At 64.3% G+C, this 21,382-nt stretch carries 21 protein-coding genes; 11 read left to right on the top strand and 10 right to left on the bottom strand.

Features of this window, described 5'->3' with window-relative positions; translation table 11 throughout:
- Positions 1-91: 91 nt before the first annotated feature.
- Positions 92-1,120, bottom strand: a complete 1,029-nt coding sequence (locus IPM16_13615) for a zinc-binding dehydrogenase (GenBank protein MBK9124137.1) — start codon at positions 1,118-1,120, stop codon at positions 92-94.
- 137 nt (positions 1,121-1,257) lie between these two features.
- On the opposite strand from IPM16_13615, the gene IPM16_13620 reads away from it, so the two are divergent.
- Together IPM16_13620 and IPM16_13625 are read left to right on the top strand one after the other, a co-directional pair.
- Complete coding sequence (locus IPM16_13620) at positions 1,258-2,403, top strand: Gfo/Idh/MocA family oxidoreductase (protein MBK9124138.1); 1,146 nt, start codon at positions 1,258-1,260, stop codon at positions 2,401-2,403.
- Positions 2,404-2,568: 165 nt separating this feature from the next.
- Positions 2,569-3,477, top strand: a complete 909-nt coding sequence (locus IPM16_13625) for a sugar phosphate isomerase/epimerase (GenBank protein MBK9124139.1) — start codon at positions 2,569-2,571, stop codon at positions 3,475-3,477.
- Positions 3,478-3,736: 259 nt separating this feature from the next.
- On the opposite strand, the gene IPM16_13630 is transcribed toward IPM16_13625, so the two are convergent.
- From IPM16_13630 to IPM16_13645, 4 genes are all read right to left on the bottom strand, one after another.
- On the bottom strand, positions 3,737-4,501 hold the full coding sequence (locus IPM16_13630) for a hypothetical protein (protein MBK9124140.1): 765 nt from the start codon (positions 4,499-4,501) through the stop codon (positions 3,737-3,739).
- A 230-nt stretch (positions 4,502-4,731) separates the two neighbouring features.
- Positions 4,732-5,391 (bottom strand): SCO1664 family protein, encoded by a 660-nt coding sequence (locus tag IPM16_13635; protein ID MBK9124141.1) that lies wholly within the window; start codon positions 5,389-5,391, stop codon positions 4,732-4,734.
- 131 nt (positions 5,392-5,522) lie between these two features.
- The gene (locus tag IPM16_13640; GenBank protein MBK9124142.1) at positions 5,523-6,110 is read right to left on the bottom strand and encodes a DUF3090 family protein; all 588 of its coding nucleotides are present in this window, start codon (positions 6,108-6,110) and stop codon (positions 5,523-5,525) included.
- Between the two features lie 8 nt (positions 6,111-6,118).
- A complete protein-coding gene (locus IPM16_13645; GenBank protein ID MBK9124143.1) occupies positions 6,119-6,748 on the bottom strand; it encodes an MSMEG_4193 family putative phosphomutase in 630 nt (209 codons plus the stop codon).
- 151 nt (positions 6,749-6,899) lie between these two features.
- On the opposite strand from IPM16_13645, the gene IPM16_13650 reads away from it, so the two are divergent.
- The 9 genes from IPM16_13650 (at position 6,900) to IPM16_13690 (ending at position 15,474) form a co-directional block, all read left to right on the top strand.
- A complete protein-coding gene (locus tag IPM16_13650) occupies positions 6,900-7,838 on the top strand; it encodes a threonine/serine dehydratase (protein ID MBK9124144.1) in 939 nt (312 codons plus the stop codon).
- 102 nt (positions 7,839-7,940) lie between these two features.
- Complete coding sequence (locus tag IPM16_13655; protein ID MBK9124145.1) at positions 7,941-8,159, top strand: cold shock domain-containing protein; 219 nt, start codon at positions 7,941-7,943, stop codon at positions 8,157-8,159.
- Between the two features lie 147 nt (positions 8,160-8,306).
- On the top strand, positions 8,307-9,884 hold the full coding sequence (locus tag IPM16_13660; GenBank protein ID MBK9124146.1) for a glycosyltransferase family 2 protein: 1,578 nt from the start codon (positions 8,307-8,309) through the stop codon (positions 9,882-9,884).
- 123 nt (positions 9,885-10,007) lie between these two features.
- On the top strand, positions 10,008-11,636 hold the full coding sequence (locus IPM16_13665; protein MBK9124147.1) for an rRNA pseudouridine synthase: 1,629 nt from the start codon (positions 10,008-10,010) through the stop codon (positions 11,634-11,636).
- Positions 11,633-12,271: a hypothetical protein gene (locus IPM16_13670; GenBank protein MBK9124148.1), complete on the top strand. Its 639-nt coding sequence runs from the start codon at positions 11,633-11,635 to the stop codon at positions 12,269-12,271. Before IPM16_13665 ends, IPM16_13670 begins: the two co-directional genes overlap by 4 nt.
- 36 nt (positions 12,272-12,307) lie before the next feature.
- Positions 12,308-13,045 carry a dienelactone hydrolase family protein gene (locus tag IPM16_13675; protein MBK9124149.1) on the top strand — a complete coding sequence of 246 codons (738 nt, stop codon included), beginning with the start codon at positions 12,308-12,310 and terminating at the stop codon, positions 13,043-13,045.
- Positions 13,046-13,090: 45 nt separating this feature from the next.
- A complete protein-coding gene (locus IPM16_13680) occupies positions 13,091-13,876 on the top strand; it encodes a glutaminyl-peptide cyclotransferase (protein ID MBK9124150.1) in 786 nt (261 codons plus the stop codon).
- Complete coding sequence (locus IPM16_13685) at positions 13,873-14,841, top strand: D-glycerate dehydrogenase (GenBank protein ID MBK9124151.1); 969 nt, start codon at positions 13,873-13,875, stop codon at positions 14,839-14,841. Before IPM16_13680 ends, IPM16_13685 begins: the two co-directional genes overlap by 4 nt.
- Positions 14,842-14,844: 3 nt before the next feature.
- Positions 14,845-15,474: a flavin reductase family protein gene (locus tag IPM16_13690; GenBank protein MBK9124152.1), complete on the top strand. Its 630-nt coding sequence runs from the start codon at positions 14,845-14,847 to the stop codon at positions 15,472-15,474.
- Positions 15,475-15,686: 212 nt separating this feature from the next.
- Here IPM16_13690 and IPM16_13695 read toward each other — a convergent pair whose 3' ends face one another.
- From IPM16_13695 to lexA, 5 genes are all read right to left on the bottom strand, one after another.
- On the bottom strand, positions 15,687-16,850 hold the full coding sequence (locus IPM16_13695; GenBank protein ID MBK9124153.1) for a homogentisate 1,2-dioxygenase: 1,164 nt from the start codon (positions 16,848-16,850) through the stop codon (positions 15,687-15,689).
- 277 nt (positions 16,851-17,127) lie between these two features.
- Positions 17,128-17,646, bottom strand: coding sequence for a hypothetical protein (locus IPM16_13700; GenBank protein MBK9124154.1), 519 nt, complete (start codon positions 17,644-17,646; stop codon positions 17,128-17,130).
- Between the two features lie 48 nt (positions 17,647-17,694).
- A complete protein-coding gene (locus IPM16_13705) occupies positions 17,695-18,978 on the bottom strand; it encodes an MFS transporter (GenBank protein MBK9124155.1) in 1,284 nt (427 codons plus the stop codon).
- 111 nt (positions 18,979-19,089) lie between these two features.
- The gene (locus IPM16_13710; GenBank protein MBK9124156.1) at positions 19,090-20,370 is read right to left on the bottom strand and encodes a PQQ-dependent sugar dehydrogenase; all 1,281 of its coding nucleotides are present in this window, start codon (positions 20,368-20,370) and stop codon (positions 19,090-19,092) included.
- Between the two features lie 329 nt (positions 20,371-20,699).
- A complete protein-coding gene (lexA, locus tag IPM16_13715) occupies positions 20,700-21,368 on the bottom strand; it encodes a repressor LexA (protein MBK9124157.1) in 669 nt (222 codons plus the stop codon).
- Positions 21,369-21,382 lie beyond the last annotated feature (14 nt).

Here is a 21,382-nt window from a genome sequence, read left to right on the forward strand (position 1 = left end):
CCTCACTGTTCTTTATTGTACTATGTTTAGGCGGGCGCGAAGCTCGATCGATGCGAGTTCGCCCCCGACTCCTGACCCCTTCCCCTCATCACTATTCTTGACCGACTGGCGTGAGGATCGCCTTGACGCCTGTGCCGTTCTCGAACGTGGCGAACGCCGCCTCCCACTGTGTGACCGGGAAGCGGTGGGTGATGAGCGCGTCGGTGCGGACTTTCCCGCTGGCGATCAGGCTGACGGCCTTGCTCCATGCCGCGGGGATGCTGGCATTGCTGCCGGTCGCGACGATTTCCTTGAAACACAGCTGATCCAAATCCCACGCCACCGGCTTGCCGAACAGCCCGACTTGCACGTAGCGCCCGCGCCGCCGCACCAGCGTGAGCAGTTGGGCCGCCGCCGGCCCCGCGCCGGAGCACTCGTACACCACGTCCGCGCCCAAGCCCTCGTCGGTGAGCGAGGCGATCAGCGGCGCGGGATCCTCGCGCTGGACGTTGACGGTGTGATCCGCGCCGAGGTCGCGGGCCAGCACAAGGCGGTGCTGGTCGCGGTCGGTGCCCAACATGACGACCGTTGCGCCTGCTGCCTTGACCACTTGCAGCGTGAGCAGGCCGATGGCGCCCGGGCCGGCGATCACCGCGACGTCTCCGGGGCTGACGGTCGGCGTGGTCGTCACGGCATGCACGACACACGCCAGCGGCTCGGTCAGCGCGCCAGCGTCGAACGATACGTGATCGGGGATCGCGTGCAGGTTACGCGCTGGCACGATGACGTAGTCCGTGAACCCGCCGTTGACCGCCGACCCGATCGAGCGGCGGTTGAGGCACAGGTTGGTGTGGCCGGCGCGGCAGTACTTGCACGTCCCGCAGAATGAGAAGTACGTCTCGGTCGTCACGCGTGCGCCGGGCTGCCAGCCCTCGACGCCTTCGCCGACCTCGACGATTTCGCCGGAGACCTCGTGACCGAGCACGACCGGCGGCCAACTGCGAAACTCGTCCTTCAGGATGTGCAGATCGGTCCCGCACAGACCGGCGGCGCGCACCGCGATCTTGACCTGTCCGGCTTTCGGCGCTGGCTCGGGGATGTCGCGCAGTTCCACGTGCCCAACACCGGGTGCCACCTTCATAATCGCTTTCATAGGTCCAGCCGCCTTGCGGGAAATGTACGGACATTCTAAAGTATAGATACTTGCCGGGCGCGCGCCAATGACCGCGCGTTCCAGCCGACAGATTTGTTTGAACGAGTGCAAAGGATTGCGGACTCATGACTCAGGCGGTTGTGGTTGGCACCGGCTTTATCGGCCCGGTTCACGTCGAGGCGCTCCGGCGCATCGGCGTCCACGTGCGCGGGGTGTTGGGCGTCACGCCGGACAAGAGTCGTGCGGCGGCAGACTCGATGCGGCTTGAGGTCGCTTACGACGATTTTCAGTCCGTTCTCGACGACCCGCAGGTCGACTCCATCCATATCACCACGCCCAACCAGACACACCTCGAATTCAGCAAGCGCGCGCTGATGGCCGGCAAGCACGTCATCTGCGAGAAGCCGCTGGCGATGAACGCGACCGAAACGGCCGAACTGGTGGCGCTCTCGCACAGTCATCCCAATCAGGTTGCGGCGGTCAATTACAACAAGCGCTTCTACCCGCTGGTGCAGCACGCCCGCGAGGCCGTCGCTGCCGGCGAGATCGGCGAGGTGCGCGGCGTGCGCGGCGGCTATCTGCAAGACTGGCTGATGTACGAGACCGACTGGAACTGGCGTCTCGTGCCGGAGGAGGGCGGCGCGACGCGCGCCATCGGTGACATCGGCACGCACTGGATGGACTTGATTGGCTTCATCACCGGCCTCAAGATCACGGAAGTGATGGCTGACCTGCACACGTTCATCCCGGTCCGGCGCAAGCCCAAGCAGGCAGTCGCCACGTTTGTCGGCAAGGAGCAGGCCGCCGCGGTCGAGACCGAGCCGGTCGATATCTATACCGAGGACTGGGGCGCGGTGCTGTTCCACTACAGCAACGGCGCGCGCGGCACGATGCTCGTCTCGCAGGTCAGCGGCGGACGCAAGAACTACTGCCACTTCGAGATCGTCGGCAGCAAGGGCTCGCTGGCGTGGGATGTCGAGAATCCCAACGAGATGTGGATTGGGCGGCGCGACGCGCCCAACGGCATTCTGATCAAGGATCCGTCGTTGATGCTGCCCGCGGGACGTGCCGCCAACAGTTATCCGGGCGGGCATACCGAAGGCTTCGACGACAGCTTCAAACAGTTGTACGCGTCGATCTACCGCTACATGGAAGCCGGCGACTTCGGCGCGCCGAAGCCATACCCGACTTTCGAGGACGGGCACTATGAGGTCGTACTGTGCGACAAGATCGTGGAGAGCCACCGCACGCGCGGGTGGGTATCTGTTTAGAAACGGCTTGGGGCGCTGCCCCAAACCCTGGCAGGAGGCATGGCCTCCTGCACCTCGCTTCCTGCGGAATCGCGTCACGAGCGACGCGATTTCGCAGAGACGGGAGTCCAGAGGGTGCAAACCCTCTGGTGAAAATGGTTTGAATTCGGGAAAGGAACAATGCAAATGAAACTCGGATTTGTCACTGCCATTCTGCCTGACCTGTCGTTCGAGGACGTGCTCAAGTTCGCCGCCGATCACGGCTTTGGCTGTGTCGAAGTCATGTGCTGGCCGGTCGGCGAGGCGGAACGGCGCTACGCCGGCGTCACGCATATCGACGTCACCAATTTCGGCCCGGCGGAGGCGGCCAACGTCAAGGCGCTGATGGCCAAGTACGGCGTGTCGATCAGCGGGCTGGGCTACTACCCGAATCCATTAGTGGCCGACCCGGCCGAGCGCACCGTCTACGCCGAGCACATCAAAAAGGTGATCGCCGCGGCCAAGATGATCGACGTGCCGGTCATGAATACGTTCGTCGGGCGCGATCCGGCCCGTTCGATCGAGGATCAGTGGCCGCTGTTCGAGGAAGTGTGGGCGCCGCTGATCGCCTTTGCCGAGCAGCAGGACGTCAAGATCGGCATCGAGAATTGCCCGATGCTGTTCAGCCTCGACGAGTGGCCCGGCGGCAAGAACCTCGCCATCTCGCCAGACGTCTGGCGGCGGATGTTCGACCGCTTCCCCAGCCGGCACTTCGGACTGAACTTCGACCCGTCGCACCTGATCTGGCAGCACATCGACTACGTGCGCGCCATCCACGAGTTCGGCTCGCGCTTTGTGCACGTCCACGCCAAGGACGAGAAGATCGACCCCGACCGGCTGTACGACCGCGGTATTCTGGGCCTCAAATGGCACACGCCCAAACTGCCCGGACTCGGCAGCGTGAACTGGGGCGCGTTCTATTCGGCGCTCAGCGACACCGGCTACGACTACGCCGTGTGTATCGAGGTCGAGGATCGCGCCTACGAAGGCTCGCTGGACGACCGCAAGCGTTCGCTCACGCAGTCCAAGCGCTTCCTCGAACAGTTCATGTACTAGGGGCAGAGGTCAGGAGTCAGAAGCCAGTTGTCGGGTAGGGTGGCGCGGCGGGCCGCCCATGCGGGTGTCGCCCGACCTGAGACGTCTCTCTCGTGCGTAGGGCCACGGCAGTGCCGTGGCCTTCGTTCACCACCCCTAACGGATCGCCCTGAGCCCCGGCCCCAATCCAATTCGGAGGGGAGAATCATCTGGTGTGGCTAGTCCCCTCTCCGAGGCGGAGAGGGGATTTCGGGGTGAGGTCTCGTCAGGTTCGCGGCCGTCAGGGCAATTCCGCGCCTATCGCCGGCGTGTAGAGAGTCTGCGTCGCGCTCTTGGCCTTGTCGCCGTTGTAGCCCTTGGCTTTCACGAACCACGTGAACGTCTCGGCCAGCGGCAGCGGGCCATACACGCCGGAGTTGACCGAGCACGGGCCTTCGCACTGATTGGAAAAGCGCTTCAGCTTGAACACGGTATCCCCGCTGTCGGCATCCTTGACGACCACCTTGTACTGCGCGTTCACGTCGTCGTCATTGTTCCACGACAGGCTGTGCACCGGCAGCAGTAGCGCCCCATGGGCCGGCAGCAGCGTTGTCGGCGCGGCGACCGTGTCGACAACGACCGTCCACGTCTGACTCTTGACCTTGATGTCGTCGATCTTGGCGATCACCTTCCACTCGACGGTGTCGCCATCGTCCACGTGGTCGAAGATCGGCGTATCTTCCATCGCTTTAATGCAGAATCCGGCCTCGAAGCAGTTATCGGTGCTGACGACCTGCTTGGCCTTCGCGCCGGTCTCAACGACCTTCATCTTGATGACGTAGCTGTCAGCAGTTTGCACGCGCGACCATGTAAACACGTTGCTGTAGTCCACGGTCACACCATCCGGCGGCGACAGCAGATTCACGACAGGGAGGATAATCACACCCAGTCCGGGAGCCTCTGGCACCGGCAGCGGATCGGCCTGCGCGATCCCGACAGCCATCATGGCCAGCAGCATCAGCGGAACGAGCGTACGACGAATACGGCGGCGAATACGAATGTTCATGGCATGCACTCCTCTTTTCAATGGGGCGGCATTGTCCGCCCGCGTTGAGTGCATGGTCGCCGATGATCGTTCAGAAATCGTCCAGAGGTGGGATGAGGGCCGAAGTTGGGGCTATTGTCGGGCAAATTCAGGTCCACAAGCGGATTCACCGTGCCTGATCTCGCCTACTTAAGCGGGGTGAGACCGGCCCTTGTCTGACAACTGACGACTGATACCTGCCAACTCTCCGCCTAGACTGGCGGCCACGGGTAGTTGGCACCGCCGCCGGGACGCGGATAACGGCGCGACTTCAGCACGCGGTCGATCCGGTGAACCGTGGTGCTGATCTCGCCCGGGGAGAGCAGGGCGGCCATCGTCCGGTGCAGCGGGTCGGACTCATCACACAGGTGGTCGCGCACGTCGCGCACGTCAGCCAGCAGCGGCCCCGGGATCTCCTCGCCTTCGAAGTCCCAGATCACCGTGCGCAGCTTGTGCGCCTGATTGAAGGTCAGGCCGTTGTCGATGCACCACACGCGCTCGTCGTCGCCGAGCAGCAGGTGCCCGCCCTTGCGGTCGGCGTTGTTGGTGATGCAGTCGAACAGCGCGATACGCTTGAGCTGCGCGTGCACCCGATCGCCGAACGTGAAGTAGTTCTCGGACGGGTCGTGCGGGATGAACCACTGTACCGAGCCGATGCCGTGCGGCCCGTCGCGCAGGGCGGTCGGCGGCACCAGACCCCAGCCCAGCGCCTCGCTGAGCACAAAGGACGCGCGCTCGCGGTCGGCCAGCGTGTTGTCGGGGAAGTCCCACAGCGGGCGTTCGCCGCGCCGCGGCTTGTAAATCGCCAGCGCGCTGACCTTCTCGTGCGTTAGCGTGACGAGGAACGTGTAATTCGAGCTGTTGCGGATCATGCCGTGCTGGGTCGTAACCTCGCCGCGCTCGAGCAGCAGTAAGGCATCCGCACTGCTGAGGTCCGGCTGAACCAGCGAGAGTCCGCGATTGCCGCCGTCGGAGCTTGCCGGGGTTGTGGAATCGTCCACAGCTAGGTCCAGTAATACACCAATCGGCCGTTGAGGCGCGGGTCGGCGCGGCCCGCCTTGACCGTGTCGGCGGCGTGTATGGAGAGCGCGCGCATCTGTTCGCGGCTGCACCACAAGCGCACTACCGACGGGCGTTCTGCATCGTCTTCTTCTCCGAGCGGATCGTAGGAGTCCTCGATGAGGGCGTCATCGGCGGTGTCGTCATCGGCGTCGACATCGGCGTCCATGTCAAGCCCGCCGTTTTCGTCGCCGACGACCAGCTCCTGCATGATCAACACGATGCGGTCGCTGTCTTCATCGAAGCCGAGGCCCATGCGCGACACGCGAAACAGCGGCTCGATCGGCTCGCGCAGGTCCATGTCCATCAGGCTCATGTCGACCTTCGTCTCGGAGGAGCGCCGCTCGTCCACGTCGTCGATCAGCTCGCGCAGGGCTTCGCTCAGCGCCCACGACTGTTCCTTCTCGACGATCATCGAGACCAGTTGATTCTCACGTCCGGCCTGCAAATAGAAGACCCGCTGGCCCTTCGGCCCAATAGTGCCGATGGTGACAAAATCCACCGGGTTCAGGTCGATCTCTACGTTCGGCATGCGGCGGTTCAGCCCTTCGTTTCGTTCTTTGGCTGTCGCAGGTGGGACACGTCGTTGACCCCGACGACGTACGGGCTACTGTGTCCCAATTGTACTGTACTAATCGACGCCGTCGAAATCTCGATACGCTGAAAGCTGTCGAGGTGCATGCCCAAATAATGGGCGACGATTAGCTTGATGACGTCGGAATGGCTGAACACCGCAACAACCTGCGCCGGGTGTGCTTTCACCAGCCCTTCGATGGCCCGGACAGCCCGAAACTGCGCCTCGGAAAAAGACTCGCCGCCCGGGAACGTCGCGCGCGAAGGCGCGCGCTGCACGACATCCCACAGTTTGCGCCGGCGCAGGTCGTTCAGGCTCATCCCTTGCCACTCCCCGAACTGCACTTCGCCCACGCCTTCGAGGATGTTTAACGGCAGATGCGCGTGATGCTCGCGCACGGCTTCGGCCGTCTCGACAGCGCGTTCGAGCGGGCTCGAATAGATCGCCTGAAGCGGCACATCGGCGAGTCGTTCGCCGAGCAGCTTGGCCTGCGCCACGCCGTCCTCATTAAGGTGGACACCGGGCGTCCAACCGGCTAGCTTGCCGGTCTTCACGTAGTCGTTTACCGCGTGGCGGATGAGCAAAATCGTCGTCATGGGGCGTGGCTCCTCGGCCGCTATCATAGCATACGGGCAGACGCGCAATAACCCACAGCGGACTGAATGTTCGGTTAATGCGCGCATTTGCCCGCGGCGCGACCGCGCGCTAGGATTTGCGCACACCCCGCCGCACAAGGGCCGAAGCACCATGACCGTGACTGCTGACGACATCGCCGCTGCCGCCGCGCGCATCGCGCCGCATCTGACGCCGACCCCGCTCGAACCGGCCGCCGGCCATGACGGTGTGTGGCTCAAGCTCGAAAACGCCAACCTGACTCACAGCTTCAAGATTCGCGGTGCGCTGAACGCCATGCTGCGCCTGCAAGAACGCGGCGCGGCGCGGGATGGCGTGATCGCCGCATCGTCCGGCAATCATGCGCAGGCGCTGGCGTGCGCTGCCCGCCTGACAGACGTCAAGGCGACGATCCTGATGCCGCGCCATACGCCACGCAAGAAGGTCGATGGCGTGCGCCGGCAGGGTGGGGAGGCCGTGCTGTTCGGCGACAACTACGACGAAGCAGAAGCCGAGGCCATCCGGCGCGCGCGCGAAACCGGCGGCACCTACGTCTCGCCCTATAACGACCCCGACGTGGTTGCCGGTGCAGGCACGATCGGGCGCGAGATCGCCGCGCAGCTGCCGGATGTCGGGCGGGTGCTGGTATGCACGAGCGGCGGCGGACTGCTCAGCGGAATCGCGGTCGCCATCAAGGCGCACAACCCGAGGGTCGAAGTGATCGCCGTGTGCGCCGAACACGCCCCGGCCATGTACAACGTCCTCGCCGGCGAGCAGCGCCCGCAGGTTTGGGACACGCTGGCGGAAGCCCTCAGCGGCGAGATCGAGGACGGGTCGATCACCATCCCCCTCACGCAGCAGCATGTCGACCGCGCGGTGCTGGTCAGCGAGGCGATGATTGCCGACACGATGCGCTGGTTCATCGGCACGCAGGGCTGGCTGGTCGAAGGCGGCGGCACGGTCGCGGCGGCAGCAGTGCTGCACGGGGTAGTCCGTGCTGGAGACGTGCCAACCGTATGCGTCGTGAGCGGCGGCAATGTCGATCTCGAGACCGTTCAAAAGGTGCTCTGTTAGGCGCAAAATCGGGTACAGTTTGCGGACTCTTTTAACTTGCGTTAATATGCCCGATGTCGCGCGCCCCGGGGGTGGGTGCGACTAGGGCAAAGGCAAGACAGCATGTCTGAAGCATTGCAAACTGGTGTCGTCAAGTGGTTTAACAATGTCAAAGGCTACGGCTTCATCACGGTGGATGGTCGAGAAAGCGACGTGTTCGTCCATTACTCCGCGATCCAAGCCAACGGTTACAAAACGTTGAACGAGGGAGATCGGGTTCAGTTCACGATCGCACAAGGGCAAAAGGGCGAAGAAGCCCGTCAAGTCACCAAGATCGAGTAAGGGTGCGGTAAAAGGCCGCTGGGAAAGGGCTCTGGCGGCTTTTTGATTCCCGCCGATCGGCCGGTGGTGGGCCGCGGCCCTGCCCGACCTCCGTTCATCTATGCTATGCTAGCCATCGTAACGACGATGAGCAGGTAGAATCAACTCTTGCCGTATCAATCCGACGGTGGCCGGCGCAACAACGTTCAGATGGGCGTCGGGCAGTCGCTGTGGGGCGCATCCCCGCCTCCGCCGATCCCCGAACGCGCGCTCGACGGGATTCCCGGCTGTATCGCGTGGTTGGCGCTGTTATTCTGCGTCGCCTCTGCCCTTGCCTTTCCGCGCATCGTTCTGACCTTGGCCGCGCTCCTCGGCGCATATACGGCCCTGCGTTTCGTGCTTGCGGCGGTCGCCAACTTCAACGGCATGCGCATGATCCGCCGCTGGGAACAAACCGACTGGAAAGCCAAGTACGATACCGACACTGCCGGACGGGCCGACGCGCTGCCTTGGGATGACGTCAAGTACCTTGTCATTGTCCCCAACTACGGCGAACCGTACGAGATTCTGCAGCGCACGCTGGCGCATCTCGCCAAGCAGTACGAGGCGCGGCGGCGCATGACCGTCGTGTTGGCGATGGAGGGCGCCGAGGCCGGCGCGCCCACGAAAGCCGAGCGTCTGATCGCCGAGTTCGGGCCATGCTTCGCTCACATGATGTACGCCGTGCATCCGCGCGGGCTTCCCGGCGAGGTACGCGGCAAGTCGTCCAATCAGGCGTGGGCGGCGCGTCAGGCCAAGCGCCGCCTCGTCGACGAGCTGGGCTACGACATCGACCACATCATCATCTCGACCATGGATGCCGACACGCTCTGGCATCCCAAGTACTTCTTCGCGTTGACTTACGCGTTCGCGATCAGCCCGCACCGCCACGCGCGGACGTGGCAGGCCCCGATCCGCTATCACGGCAACATCTGGGACATCAGCCCACCCATGCGCCTCGTCAACGCCTACGGCGGCGCGTTCGAGCTGGCGTACTTGGCCGCGCCGTGGTGGCAGGCGATCCCGATCTCGTCCTATTCGATGAGCTTGCGGCTAATGGACGCTAGCGGGTATTGGGACACCGACGTCATCGCGGAAGACAGCCACATGTTCATCAAGGCGTTCTTCAGCTCCGACGCCGAACTGGAGCTGGAGCCGATCTTCCTGCCGTTTCTGGCGACCGCGACCACCGGCGACACGGTGTGGGAGGTGCTCAAGGCGCGTTATCAGCAGACGCTGCGTCATGCGTGGGGCAGCAAAGAGGTCGGCTATATCATCGCGCGCATGCTCGAACACCCCGAAATTCCGGCCGGGCGCAGTTTGAAGCTGTTATTGCGCGTGGCGCATGATATACTACTCGCAGGCGCAGGCTGGATTATTCTGACGGTCGGCTCACAGCTTCCGGTGTTGTTCAATCCCGGGCTGGTTCCACCGCTGAACGAAATCGGACGCGACCCGGTCATCTTGGTGCTGATTATCGCATCGCTGTTGGTCGTCGTCCTCGGTATCGTGTTTTGGGCGCAAGACGTGGCCTCGCGTCCGCCCCGCACCCGGCCGATCACCCTGAGGGAACGCCTGCTCACCTTGGTCAGTTTTCCGCTGCTGCCGATCCTGACCCTAATCTTCGTTGCGCTGCCCGTCATGCACGCTCAAACCCGCCTCCTGTTAGGCGGATCGCTGCAGTATCAGGTCGCGCGTAAGCTCTAGTGCCGTTGTAGGGGCCCAGCCCCTACGCCCGCGACCGGCATCCGGTCTGCGGAGTTTGCGGAGGCCACTATCCTCCGCCTGTCATCAGCACGCCGGGAGGCGTGCGAGGAGAATCCACACCCTATGGAACACCGTTTACAAAAGCTGTTGGCGCAGGCCAACTACGGTTCGCGACGTGCCGCCGAAGACTTGATCACCGCCGGGCGCGTGCGCGTCAACGGGGAGGTCGCCCAACTCGGCTCCAAGGCCGACCCGGACAAAGACGTCGTCACCGTCGACGGTCAGCGCGTCGACCTGAAGTCCCCTCCAATCTACCTCGCTTACAACAAGCCGATTAACGTCGTGTCCGCGACCGAGCGTCAACCCGGCGACGACCGCCCGACCGTGCGCGACATGGTGCCGGTCGACGGTCACCTCTTCCTGCTTGGCCGCCTCGACGCCGAAAGCGAAGGGTTGGTCGTCCTCACCAACGATGGCGACCTCACGCAAGCACTGACCCACCCACGCTACGAACACACCAAGACGTATCAGGTTGTCGTCTACGGCAGCATGGACGGCCGCACTGCCGACCGTTGGGCGCGCGGCGTGACCCTCGATGAAGAGGACGGCACGACGGTCGAGACCGCCCAGTGCTTCGTCGACATCGTGCGCCGAGAAGGCGACGTGACGATCCTCAAGGTCGTGATGACCGAAGGCCGCAACCGGCAAATTCGGCGCGTGGCCGCCTTGCTCGGCCATCCGGTCAAGCGGCTTGTCCGCACCCATATCGGGCGCTACGCCATGGCTGATCTGCCACGCGGCGAGTATGTCGAGCTTAAGGAGCGCGACGTCAAGCTGCTCAAGACTGCCGCGCCCGAACTCGACGAAATCCGCAAGATCAAGGGGCAGGAGAACGCGGCGAAGCGCCGCCAGAAGCTGATGGCTCATTCGACCGCCAGCGAGGAGCAAATCGAAGAGGCAAAGCGCAACCGGCTTCCGCCCGCCCCGCGCCGCGGCAAGAAGTATGCCGCCCGCGATGCCGAGCGCGAAGAACGCACCCGCCGTGACGATCGTCCGCGCCGGCCCGGCAGCAGCGACCGCCGTGGTGGCCCGCGAGACGGCAGGCGTGTCGGGCCCAAGCCACAGGCATTTCGCTCTCGCCTGATGATCGACGAGTCGGGCGAGAATACGCCCGGCGCGCGCCGTCATCGTGGCGACGACATACCCGAGGGTTTCCGTTCGCGGAACGCCGAACAGGACCTGCCGGAAGGCTTCCGCGCGCGATTGAGCGAGGCCGACCGTCCAACCCGGCGCGTGTTCCGCCGCGAGGGAGACTCGCGCGGTGGCGAAAGTCGTGGTGGTCGTGGGCCCCGGCGCGAAGGCGGCTATCGTTCGCGGGATGGTGAGTCGCGCAGTGGCGAAGGTCGCGGCGAAGGCCGTCCGCCTCGGCGCGAAGGTGGATACCGTTCGCGGGATGGTGAATCGCGCGGCGGCGAAGGTCGCGGCGAAGGCCGTCCGCCCCGGCGTGAAGGCGGATACCGCTCGCGTGATGGTGAGTCGCGCGGCGGCGAAGGTCGCGGCGAAGGCCGTCCGCCCCGGCGCGAAGGTGGATACCGTTCGCGGGATGGTGAATCGCGCGGCGGCGAAGGTCGCGGCGAAGGCCGTCCGCCCCGGCGTGAAGGCGGATACCGCTCGCGTGATGGGGAGTCGCGCGGCGGCGAAGGTCGCGGCGAAGGCCGCCCGCCCCGGCGTGAAGGCGGCTACCGCTCGTGATGGGGGGGGGTCGCGGCGAAGGCCGCCCGCCCCGGCGTGAAGGCGGCTACCGCTCGCGTGATGGGGAGTCGCGCGGCGGCGAAGGTCGCGGTGAAGGCCGTCCACCCCGGCGCGAAGGTGGATACCGTTCGCGTGACGGTGAAGCCCGCGGCGGCGAAGGTCGCGGCGAAGGCCGTCCACCCCGGCGCGAGGGTGGCTACCGCTCGCGTGACGGTGAAGCCCGCGGCGGCGAAGGTCGCGGCGAAGGCCGTCCGCCCCGGCGCGAGGGTGGCTACCGCTCGCGTGACGGCGAGTCGCGCAGTGGCGAAGGTCGCGGCGAAGGCCGTCCGCCCCGGCGCGAGGGTGGCTACCGCTCGCGTGACGGTGAAGCCCGCGGCGGCGAAGGTCGCGGCGAAGGCCGTCCGCCCCGGCGCGAAGGTGGCTACCGCTCGCGTGATGGCGAATCGCGCGGCGGCGAAGGTCGCGGCGAAGGCCGTCCACCCCGGCGTGAAGGTGGACGCACGGGAGGCAGCGGGGGCAGCGAACGTCGCCCACCGCCGCGCAGCAGCGGCACCAAGCGGCCCAGCCGAAGCGACCGCCCGCAGGGCGGCGACCGCCCAGCCCGGCGCAAGCGCCCGGAAGACGCGGAAGAATAGACGTAATGTTCGGGTGCGGGTGCTATAATCTTCGCTATGAGCGAAGAGCGCCCGCACCACGTCGAATATCAAACGCGCGCTGGCTACCAGACGGTCATCGCCGATGACGGAAAGCAGTTCGCCGCTTTCGGTGCTCAACCCCTGTTGGGCCAACGCTTCCCCGCCATCGTGCTGCTGCACGACTGGTGGGGCTTGACCGCCAGTGTGCGTGCACTCGCGGTTCAGATGGCACAGGCCGGTTACTACGTGATCGCGCCCGATCTTTTCGACGGGCGCACAGCCGACACAGCGCGCGAGGCTGCCTCGCTGGTCGAACTGATCGCGCGTAAGAAGCGTTTCGCGCGCGTGCTGGACGCTTTCGAGGTGGTCGAACAACATCAGCACACCATGCATCAAGTCGCGGTCGTCGGCGTGGGGTTGGGTGGGAGTCTGGCCTTTCGTGCGGCGATCCAATACCCACACCGCGAGAAAGCGGCCATCGCATTCAGCGGTTTCCCTCAAACATACATGGGCAAGTTTCGTCACTGCCCGGTGCCGGTGCTCGCTGTGTACGGCAGTGACGACCACCTGATCCCGCAGAAGATGATCGACGCGCTGCGCACCGAGCTGGCCGCGGCCGACCGGCACGACGCGCATCGGGTCGTCGTCATGCCCGGCGCCGGGCACGATCTTTTCCCCGAAGACGCCGACGGAGACGACCGCGCGACATCGGCTCGGGCGTTGGCGCACGCACTGACGTTTCTCGAACACCACGTGCGGAATGTCTCCGCATGATCCGTCTTCCCGCACGTTGCATGCTGCTCAAAGGACGCTCTACCCATGCCGATTCCGCCTCAATGGTTGCTCGCCATCCTAACCCTTGCCGCAACACTGCTCGCCCGCCCGGTCGTGCAGCAGTTGCAGCGTCCGCTGCTGATGGTGCCCGAGGTCTCGGCGGTGTATCCGCACGACACCGATGCGTTCACGCAGGGGCTGGTGTGGAACGGCTCGACGTTCTACGAAAGCACGGGCTTATACGGCGAATCCGACGTGCGTGAAGTCGAGCGCGACACCGGTGCCGTGCTGCGCGAGACACCCGTGGACGAAGCGTTCTTTGCCGAGGGCTTGGCGTGGGTCGACAACCGGTTGATTCAGATCACGTGGCGCGAAGGCACGGCGTTCGTGTATGACGCCGGCACGTTCGAGCAGACCGGCACGTTCAGCTACGAGGGCGAGGGCTGGGGCCTGTGCTACGATGGAACGCGGCTGATCATGAGCGACGGCAGCGACGTGCTGACCTTTCGCGACCCGGAGACGTTCAAAGTCCTCGGGCGCGTGAACGCCAACTTGCAGGGCGAGCCCGTGGCGCGGCTCAACGAACTGGAATGTGTGGGCGATCGTGTGTATTCGAACGTCTGGCAGACCAACTTCATCGTGCGCATCAACCCGGCATCGGGTACTATCGACGCGGTGATCAACGCCGCGGCTTTACTCACCGAATCTGAGGCAACTTCGGCAGATGTGCTTAACGGAATCGCATACGATGCCGATCGTGATGTATTCTATATTACTGGAAAGCTGTGGCCGAAATTGTTTGAGGTCCGCTTCATCGAGGTAGTGCCATGAGTGTCATTACGGTGACTCGGCAGATTTCCGAGCGCGCCCTCAACATCCTGCGCAAAGATCATGAGGTGCAGGTCTGGGAGGAAGACCGCCCGATGCCGCGTGTAAACCTGCTGCGCGCCGTCATGGAGAGCGAAGGTCTGCTCTGCATGCTGACCGACAAGATCGACGAGGCACTGCTCGATTCGGCCCCGAAGCTGCGCGCGGTCAGCCAGATGGCCGTCGGATTCGACAACATCGATCTGGCGGCTTGCACGGCGCGCAAGATCCCGGTCGGCCACACGCCCGGCGTGCTCACCGAAGCAGTCGCCGACCTCACGTTCGCCTTAATCTTGGCCACCGCGCGCCGTGTAATCGAAGGCGCGCGCTACGTGCGAGGCGGGCACTGGGGCACGTGGAGCCCGGGCTTGCTGCTCGGCCACGACGTGTACGGCTCGAAGCTGGGCATCATCGGGTTCGGGCGCATCGGGCAAGCGGTTGCACGGCGCGCTGCCGGGTTCAACATGAAGATCGTGTATCACGGCGGGCGCGATAGCGACGCGGCGCGCGAGCTCAACGTGGAACCGCGCAGCATGGAAGCGCTGCTGCGCGAGAGCGACTTCGTCAGCCTGCATGTCCCGCTTACACCGTCCACCCAGCACATCATCGGCGCACGCGAGTTCGACATGATGAAACCGACTGCCGTGCTGGTCAACACCGCGCGCGGGCCGCTCATCGACCAGAAGGCGTTGTACATTGCGCTGAAGGAACAGAAGATCTTCGCGGCAGCGCTCGACGTCACCGACCCCGAGCCGATCCATGTGGACGAGCCAATCTTGCAGCTCGACAACTGCGTGATCGTCCCGCACATCGGAAGTGCCAGCGTGCGCACGCGCGAGGCGATGGGCATCTTGGCCGCAAAGAACCTGATCGCCGCGCTGAAAGGCGAGCCGATGCTCCACACCGCCAACCAAGAGGTCTACCTGTAGCGCATGGAATTCGACCCGTCGACCCTCCCACAGCAGTCGATGTACAAGTTGATGATCGGGGCGATTGTGCCGCGCCCGATCGGGTGGATCTCCACCATCAGCCCGTCCGGCGTCGCTAACGTCGCGCCGTTCTCGTTCTTCAACGCCGTATGCAGCAACCCGCCGACGGTGTTGTTCTGCGTGAGTTCACGAAAAGGCGACACGCCGGTGAAGGATACGCTGCACAACGTGCTTGCGACCGGCGATTTCGTCGTCAACGTCGTGACGTACCCGCTCGCCGAAGCGATGAACCTGACCGCCGCAAACCTGCCGCCCCACTCCAGCGAGTTTGACTTTGCCGGTCTGGAAACCGCCCCCAGCGTAACGGTCAAAGCGCCGCGGGTGGCCGCAAGCCCTGTCCATTTCGAGTGCGTGCTCGACCGCACCGTACCGATCAATGCGGACGCAGTTGGCGGTGCGACGGTGGTGTTCGGAACGGTGACGCACCTGCATGTGGAGGACTCGCTGCTGATCGGCCCCGACAAGATCGACCCGGTCGCGCTGCAGCCTGTCGGGCGCATGGCCGGGATGACCTACGCCAAAATCGACACCTTCTTCGATTTGGAGCGTCCGGTCTTGCCGAAGGCGGAGTAGCGGGCGAGATACGATTGAACCACCGAGGCCGCAGAGAAACAGAGATCACACAGCGCGGTCTGTAGGGGCGAGCCGCCGGCTTGCCCGCCGCAGAGTGGACGGGGCCCGCCCCGTCCCTCCACACCGCGACGCTCCGCCTTTCTACGACCTATGCGTACAGCCACGGTGCCCGCTCTTTCTGACCACTGTTTCCTGAAAACTGGCAACTTCTTCTACGGCCAATTCGGGTCGATCCAGCTCGCCTGATAACCCTGCTTCTCAAGTTCGAGCGCGTCCACGGCGATGTGCAGCGGATTGAACGTGTCGACCATCACGGCTAGCTCGTGCGTCTCCTTCGCGCCAATGCTCGCCTCGGTCGCGCCGGGCTGCGGACCGTGCGGCAGGCCGGATGGGTGCATCGAGATGTCGTACTTGTCGATCCCCTTGCGCGACATGAAGTTGCCGTCGCAGTAGTAGATCACCTCGTCGCTGTTGACGTTGCTGTGGTTGTACGGCGCGGGGATGCCCTCGGGGTGATAGTCGAACAGACGCGGCACGAAGCTGCACACTACGAAATTCCAGCCCTGAAACGTCTGATGCACCGGTGGCGGCTGATGGATGCGCCCGGTGATTGGCTCGAAGTCGGCGATGTTGAACGCCCACGGGTACAGGCACCCGTCCCAGCCTACAACGTCGTGCGGGTGATGGTCGAGCACGTGCCGGCTTATCCCGTCGCGCACCTTGATGCGCACCTCGAACTCGCCGGTTTCGGAACTGGCGCCGACGAACTCCGGCGCGCGGATGTCGCGCTCGCAGTACGGCGCGTGTTCGAGCAGTTGACCGACCTTGTTGACGTACCGCTTGGGCGGCTCGATCTCCGACGGCGATTCGATGACAAAGAAGCGCGCCTCGCCGGACATATCTATGCGCCATGTCGTGCCGAACGGGATGACCAGATAGTCGCCGGGACCGAAGGCCAGCGCACCGAATTGGCTGTGCAGCGTGCCGGCGCCCTCGTGGACGAACCACACCTCGTACGCCTGCGCGTTGCGGTAGAAGTAGTCCATGCCGGCGGTCGGGCGGCTGACGCCCAGCGTGACGTCCTTGTTGCCGAGCAGCGTGCGCCGCGCCGACACCGGATCGCCGCCTGCCGGCACGTCGGCCGTGGCGAACGCCCGGTGGCGCACCGCCCCGTAGTCGGTGTATTCGGTCTTGGCCGGGCCGAGGTACTCGGTGCGCATCACGCGCGGCGGCAGGAAGTGGTGATACAGCAGCGACTGCAAGCCGTGGAAGCCTTCCAGCCCCATGACCTCTTCGCGGAACAGGCCGCCATCCGGCTTGCGGAACTGCGTGTGGCGCTTATGCGGCACGTCGCCGCGCTGAACATAGTACGGCATCGAAAGAACCTTCCTCTTTTTTCCTCGGTTTCCTTCATTTTATCGGAGTTTGGAAGCCTGTGCCTATGACTGTTCAGTGAGAGGGGGTGATGGAGGAACAATTGCAGGGCGGGCCTCATCCCGCGTCGAGTCCCTCACCCCAAACCCCTCTCCCACGAGGGGCGAGGGGCTTCACCGGCGCGTGATTCCGTCCCCTGAACAAGCACCGGATACAGGGCCGGGATCAGGCTAACGCGGCGGCTGCGGTTCTGGCTCAACCGCGCTGTGACGGTCATCACTAGAGCAGCACTACGCTGAGCAAATAGATGGCTCCACAAGCACAGAACAGCGTCATCCCGAACTGCAAGACACGCTCGTTGATTCGGTCCGGGTACCAGTAAACACACAGTGCAAGACCTAAGGTAGCCAACGCACCGGCAACAGGAACTACAAACGGCATCTGAAAGGCGAGTATGGCCAGAAAAATTGCAGGAAAGGCAAGGACTTGAAATATGTCCGGTATGAGCAAGAGCGCGACAATACAAATAAGAGATGCCCAAATGAAGGCGTAGATCACAAGCCAACGGGGCGGTGCCGCGTACCACACAGCCAATGCAGCGAATGCGCCGGCCAAAAGCATACCCGCATATAGAAACTCGCTGTCGACGAACCCCGATGCGATAATTCCGCGAGGGTCAAAAACTGCGACCGTCGCGGTCACAAACACAACGATACCGGTCGCGAGCATCGGTGACGCGCGGCGGTCGGGGCGTGCGGTAGGGGCGTTGTCGGGTGGGGTCATCGGCGGTGCGGCCATTCGGGTGCGCGGCTCATATGATGATACACGCCACGTGCGCCGCAGACCTCACCCCGCCGGCTCGACCACCGGCTCGGGCTCAGGCGTTGCGGCGAACACAGGCGCCGCGCGGGCAGCAGGGGACGTGCGCAGGCGGATGACGTGCGATAGCCCGAGCAGCGCGACCGAGCTGACCGCCATGCCGATCAGGAACACGCTCAGTTGGCCGCCTTCGATCATGAGTCCCGCAACAACGGCCATCAGCGTATACGGAATCTTGGTGAGCAGCGCCACGGTCGACAACGTCGTCGCGCGGATGGCGCTGGGCGTGCGCTGGTTGATGACGACGCTCAGCCATGTGCGCGAGGTCGAACCGGCCATGTGCATCAGCAGCAGCGGCAGAACGCCCCACGCGCCGAGCGGTGCGGTCATCAGCAGGAGCGCGCCGAACAGCCCGAGATTGACCAGCGTCAGACCGGCGACATCGCCCAAGCGCCGCCGCAGGAACGGCAGAAAGCGGATGATGACGGCGATCACCACATAGGCGCCGCTGGAGATGAACGCCTGCTCGTCCGGCCCGAAGCCGAAGCTGATGGCGACGGCGGGCTGCACGATGCCCCAACTATAGATGAAGAACACGCCCGTCAGGCCGAACATCAGCGGGACGAACATGCGCAGGTGTGGCTTGACCAGTTCGCGCGCGCCGGTCGCCAGTTGGGCGAAATAGCCGCGCACCGTGAATCGCGCCGGTTCACCGACCTTCGGTTCGGTCAGGCCGAGCGCCGCGACAAACCCGAGCAGGAACGCCACACCCCACGCCCAATGCGGCAGGCGCACGTCGACCTGATACATCCACGCGCCGATCAGGATACACGCCATCAACGTGACAAGGCTGACCGAACTGCTGGCGGCCGCCACTCGGTCGTAGTCGTGTTCGAGCTTACGCTCCTTGAGCGAATCGTAGGTCAGCGCCTCGGCCGCCCCACTGTACAGCGCGATGCCGACCTGAAACATCAGGAATCCGACGATCAGCCCGCTGGCCGCCGTGGCCGACCCCATGACGAGGAAACCGATCCCGTTGATCAGCATGGCCGCGCGCAGGGTCCACCGCTTGCCGATGATGTCGGCCAGCGCGCCGGTCGGGATCTCCATGAACAGGCCGAAGGCGAAGCCGAGCGCATCGTTCAGTCCGAGCTGGCCGAACGTCATGAACAACTGCCAGAAAAAGATCCAGTTGCCGCCGATGAACACGGCACTTTCGGCCGCGGTCATCAGGTAGTTGACACGGATGTTGGGGATATCGGCGTGTGGCAGTACGCGCAGGGTATTTCGGCGCAGAAACGGTGTTGTCATGGGCTACGACTGTTGACTGAACACCGAGATTGTATGGCGGATCGGTGATGACTGTATAGCTCCGTGACCCATAATGACCCACTAAATGGTGTCGACTCTGACGCGATGGAGTCAGTTCGACGGCGTATTGGTGGCGAACAGCACTGGGGGCGAGGTGTTTGTCGGCTGTGGTGTGGATGTTGGCGGGATGCGGCCCGTCCAGCGTACCTGCCATACGTACCCGTAGATGAAATCGGCGACCAGCAGCGTCCCGTCGGGGGCGATGGTGACGTCGGTCGGGCGGATCAGGCCGGTGACGAACGGCTCGGGCGTGAACGCGGCGAGGAGCTCGGGGTCAGTCGGCACGCGGTCGGGCTCGATGCGGATGACCCGCTGGCCTTCGGGCACCCCGTTCCACAGCGTGACGAACACCGAGCCAAAATAGTTGGCCGGGAACTGCGTGCCGGTATAGACAGTCACGCCGCGCGGCAAGGTGAGCGACGGCAGCGGAACAAGATCGGGCAGGATGTCGAGCGAGAAGTCGGTCGGCGGGCAGTCCTCACAGCCACGCGGACGCCAGAACGGGAACCCGTAGTGACCGCCTTGGACGACCGACAGCACGCGGTCGCCGATGCCGCCGTAGGTGCCGTTGTCGGTGGCGTACAGCCGGCCATCCGGCGCAAACGCCAGATCGTACGGCTCGCGGAAGCCTTCGGCGTAGATGTCGATCGCCCCGTTTTGCGGCTGAACGCGCAGGATCGACGCTTCGTAGGGCTGCTGTGTGGCGTGACGCTCGAACTGCGGGTTGGTCGGCTCGGCGCGGTCGCTCAGGCTGCTGACGCCGAGGTAGATGAACCCGTCGGGGCCGGCCGTGACGCCCTCGGGCTGACCGGTCACCCCGTCGCGGCAGCACGGCAGATCGCCAACGAGAAGGATCAACGACCCGTCGGGGGTGCGTCGCCACAACGCGCCCGCGCCGTCTTCGGTGCGCGACGACACGAACAGGATGTCGGTGCCGGGCAGGAACGCCAACCCCACCGGCGAATCGAATGCCGCGGTGATCCGTTCGACTGTGCCTGACGTGTCCATCGCGTAGACCGAGCCGCGGCGCGTGCCGTTTTCCAGCACGGTTGCATAGAGACGTCCGTCCGGCCCGAACGCGACTTGCTGCGGCTGGCCGGGGAACTGACCGTACAGCGCGATCTCAAAGCCGGGCGGGACCTGCAGACGTTCGAGCCATCCGTCGAGATCGTTCTCGCACGGGAAGTCGTCGCACGACCAGCCCGTCGGAAACGTCAAGACGGCGGCTTGCGGCGTGATAGCTGGTGGCGCGCCTGCCGAACTAGGCGGCGTCGGTGTCAGAATCGGGATGACGGGCTGGGCGGCGGCACTCAGCCACATCAGGCCCAACAAGAACCCCAACGTCAGCAAACGAAGGGGTTGGAATCGTAGGTGTCGCGGTGATGGTTTCTGCGTGTTCACAGCGAGACAGTGTAGCGGGTGCGGCCGAACGTGTACAGGGATAAGAGGAAAGGGGTAGGGGATAAGTCAGGGCGCGGTGTTTCAACACGCGCGCCCCGGCGGTATTCGCTGTGTGTCGTGGTATCTACAGAATCGGCGATGCAATCGCTGCCAATGGCCGAAATTGGACACGGCCATGCCGCGTCCCTACGAATCGGGTAGGTGAGTAATGGACTCGCGCCGTTCTACTGACGACTGACAACTGAAGACTGCTAACTTCCCTATCGCATCATCCGCAGGACGGACAGCACGCGCCCCTGCACGCGGCACACCGCCGCCTTGACGAAGATTGGCTCCATCGTCGGGTGGGCGGGCTGCAAGCGGATCGTGTCGTCCTTCTCGCGGAAGTAGTACTTGAGGGTCGTCTCGCCACGGTCTTCGAGCCACACGGCCACCATGTCGCCGTTGCGAACGTCTTCGACCTGACGCAGGATCACGATGTCGCCGTCCTGAATCATGGCGTCGATCATCGAGTCGCCCTTGACGCGCAGTGCGAACACCTCGGCCGGGTCGGCCCCGCCGATCATCGACGGCGCGACCTCGATGCGGCTGTGTTCGTCGTTGGCGAAATCGCTCGAATCCGGGATCGGCATCGGTTGACCCGCGACGATCTGCCCCATGAACGTCACGTCGACGGTCATCGGGTTGATATGCACCGGACGGCCGTTCTTCTCGGTCAGCTTGATGCCGCGCGACTTGGTCGACGTGCGATCCATGTAGCCGAGGCGGGTGAGCTTGTTGAGGTTGTAGTTGACCACCGACGTCGACGCGATACCGGTCGCTTCGCCGATCTCGCGGATGGTCGGCGGATAACCGTTCATGGCCACGTGCTGTTCGATGAATTTGAGGATACTCTTCTGACGTGCCGTCAGCTGCTTCGATTTACGCATCGGCATGACCCGAC

The organism is Candidatus Flexicrinis affinis, assembly GCA_016716525.1.
Lineage (GTDB): Bacteria > Chloroflexota > Anaerolineae > Aggregatilineales > Phototrophicaceae > Flexicrinis > Flexicrinis affinis.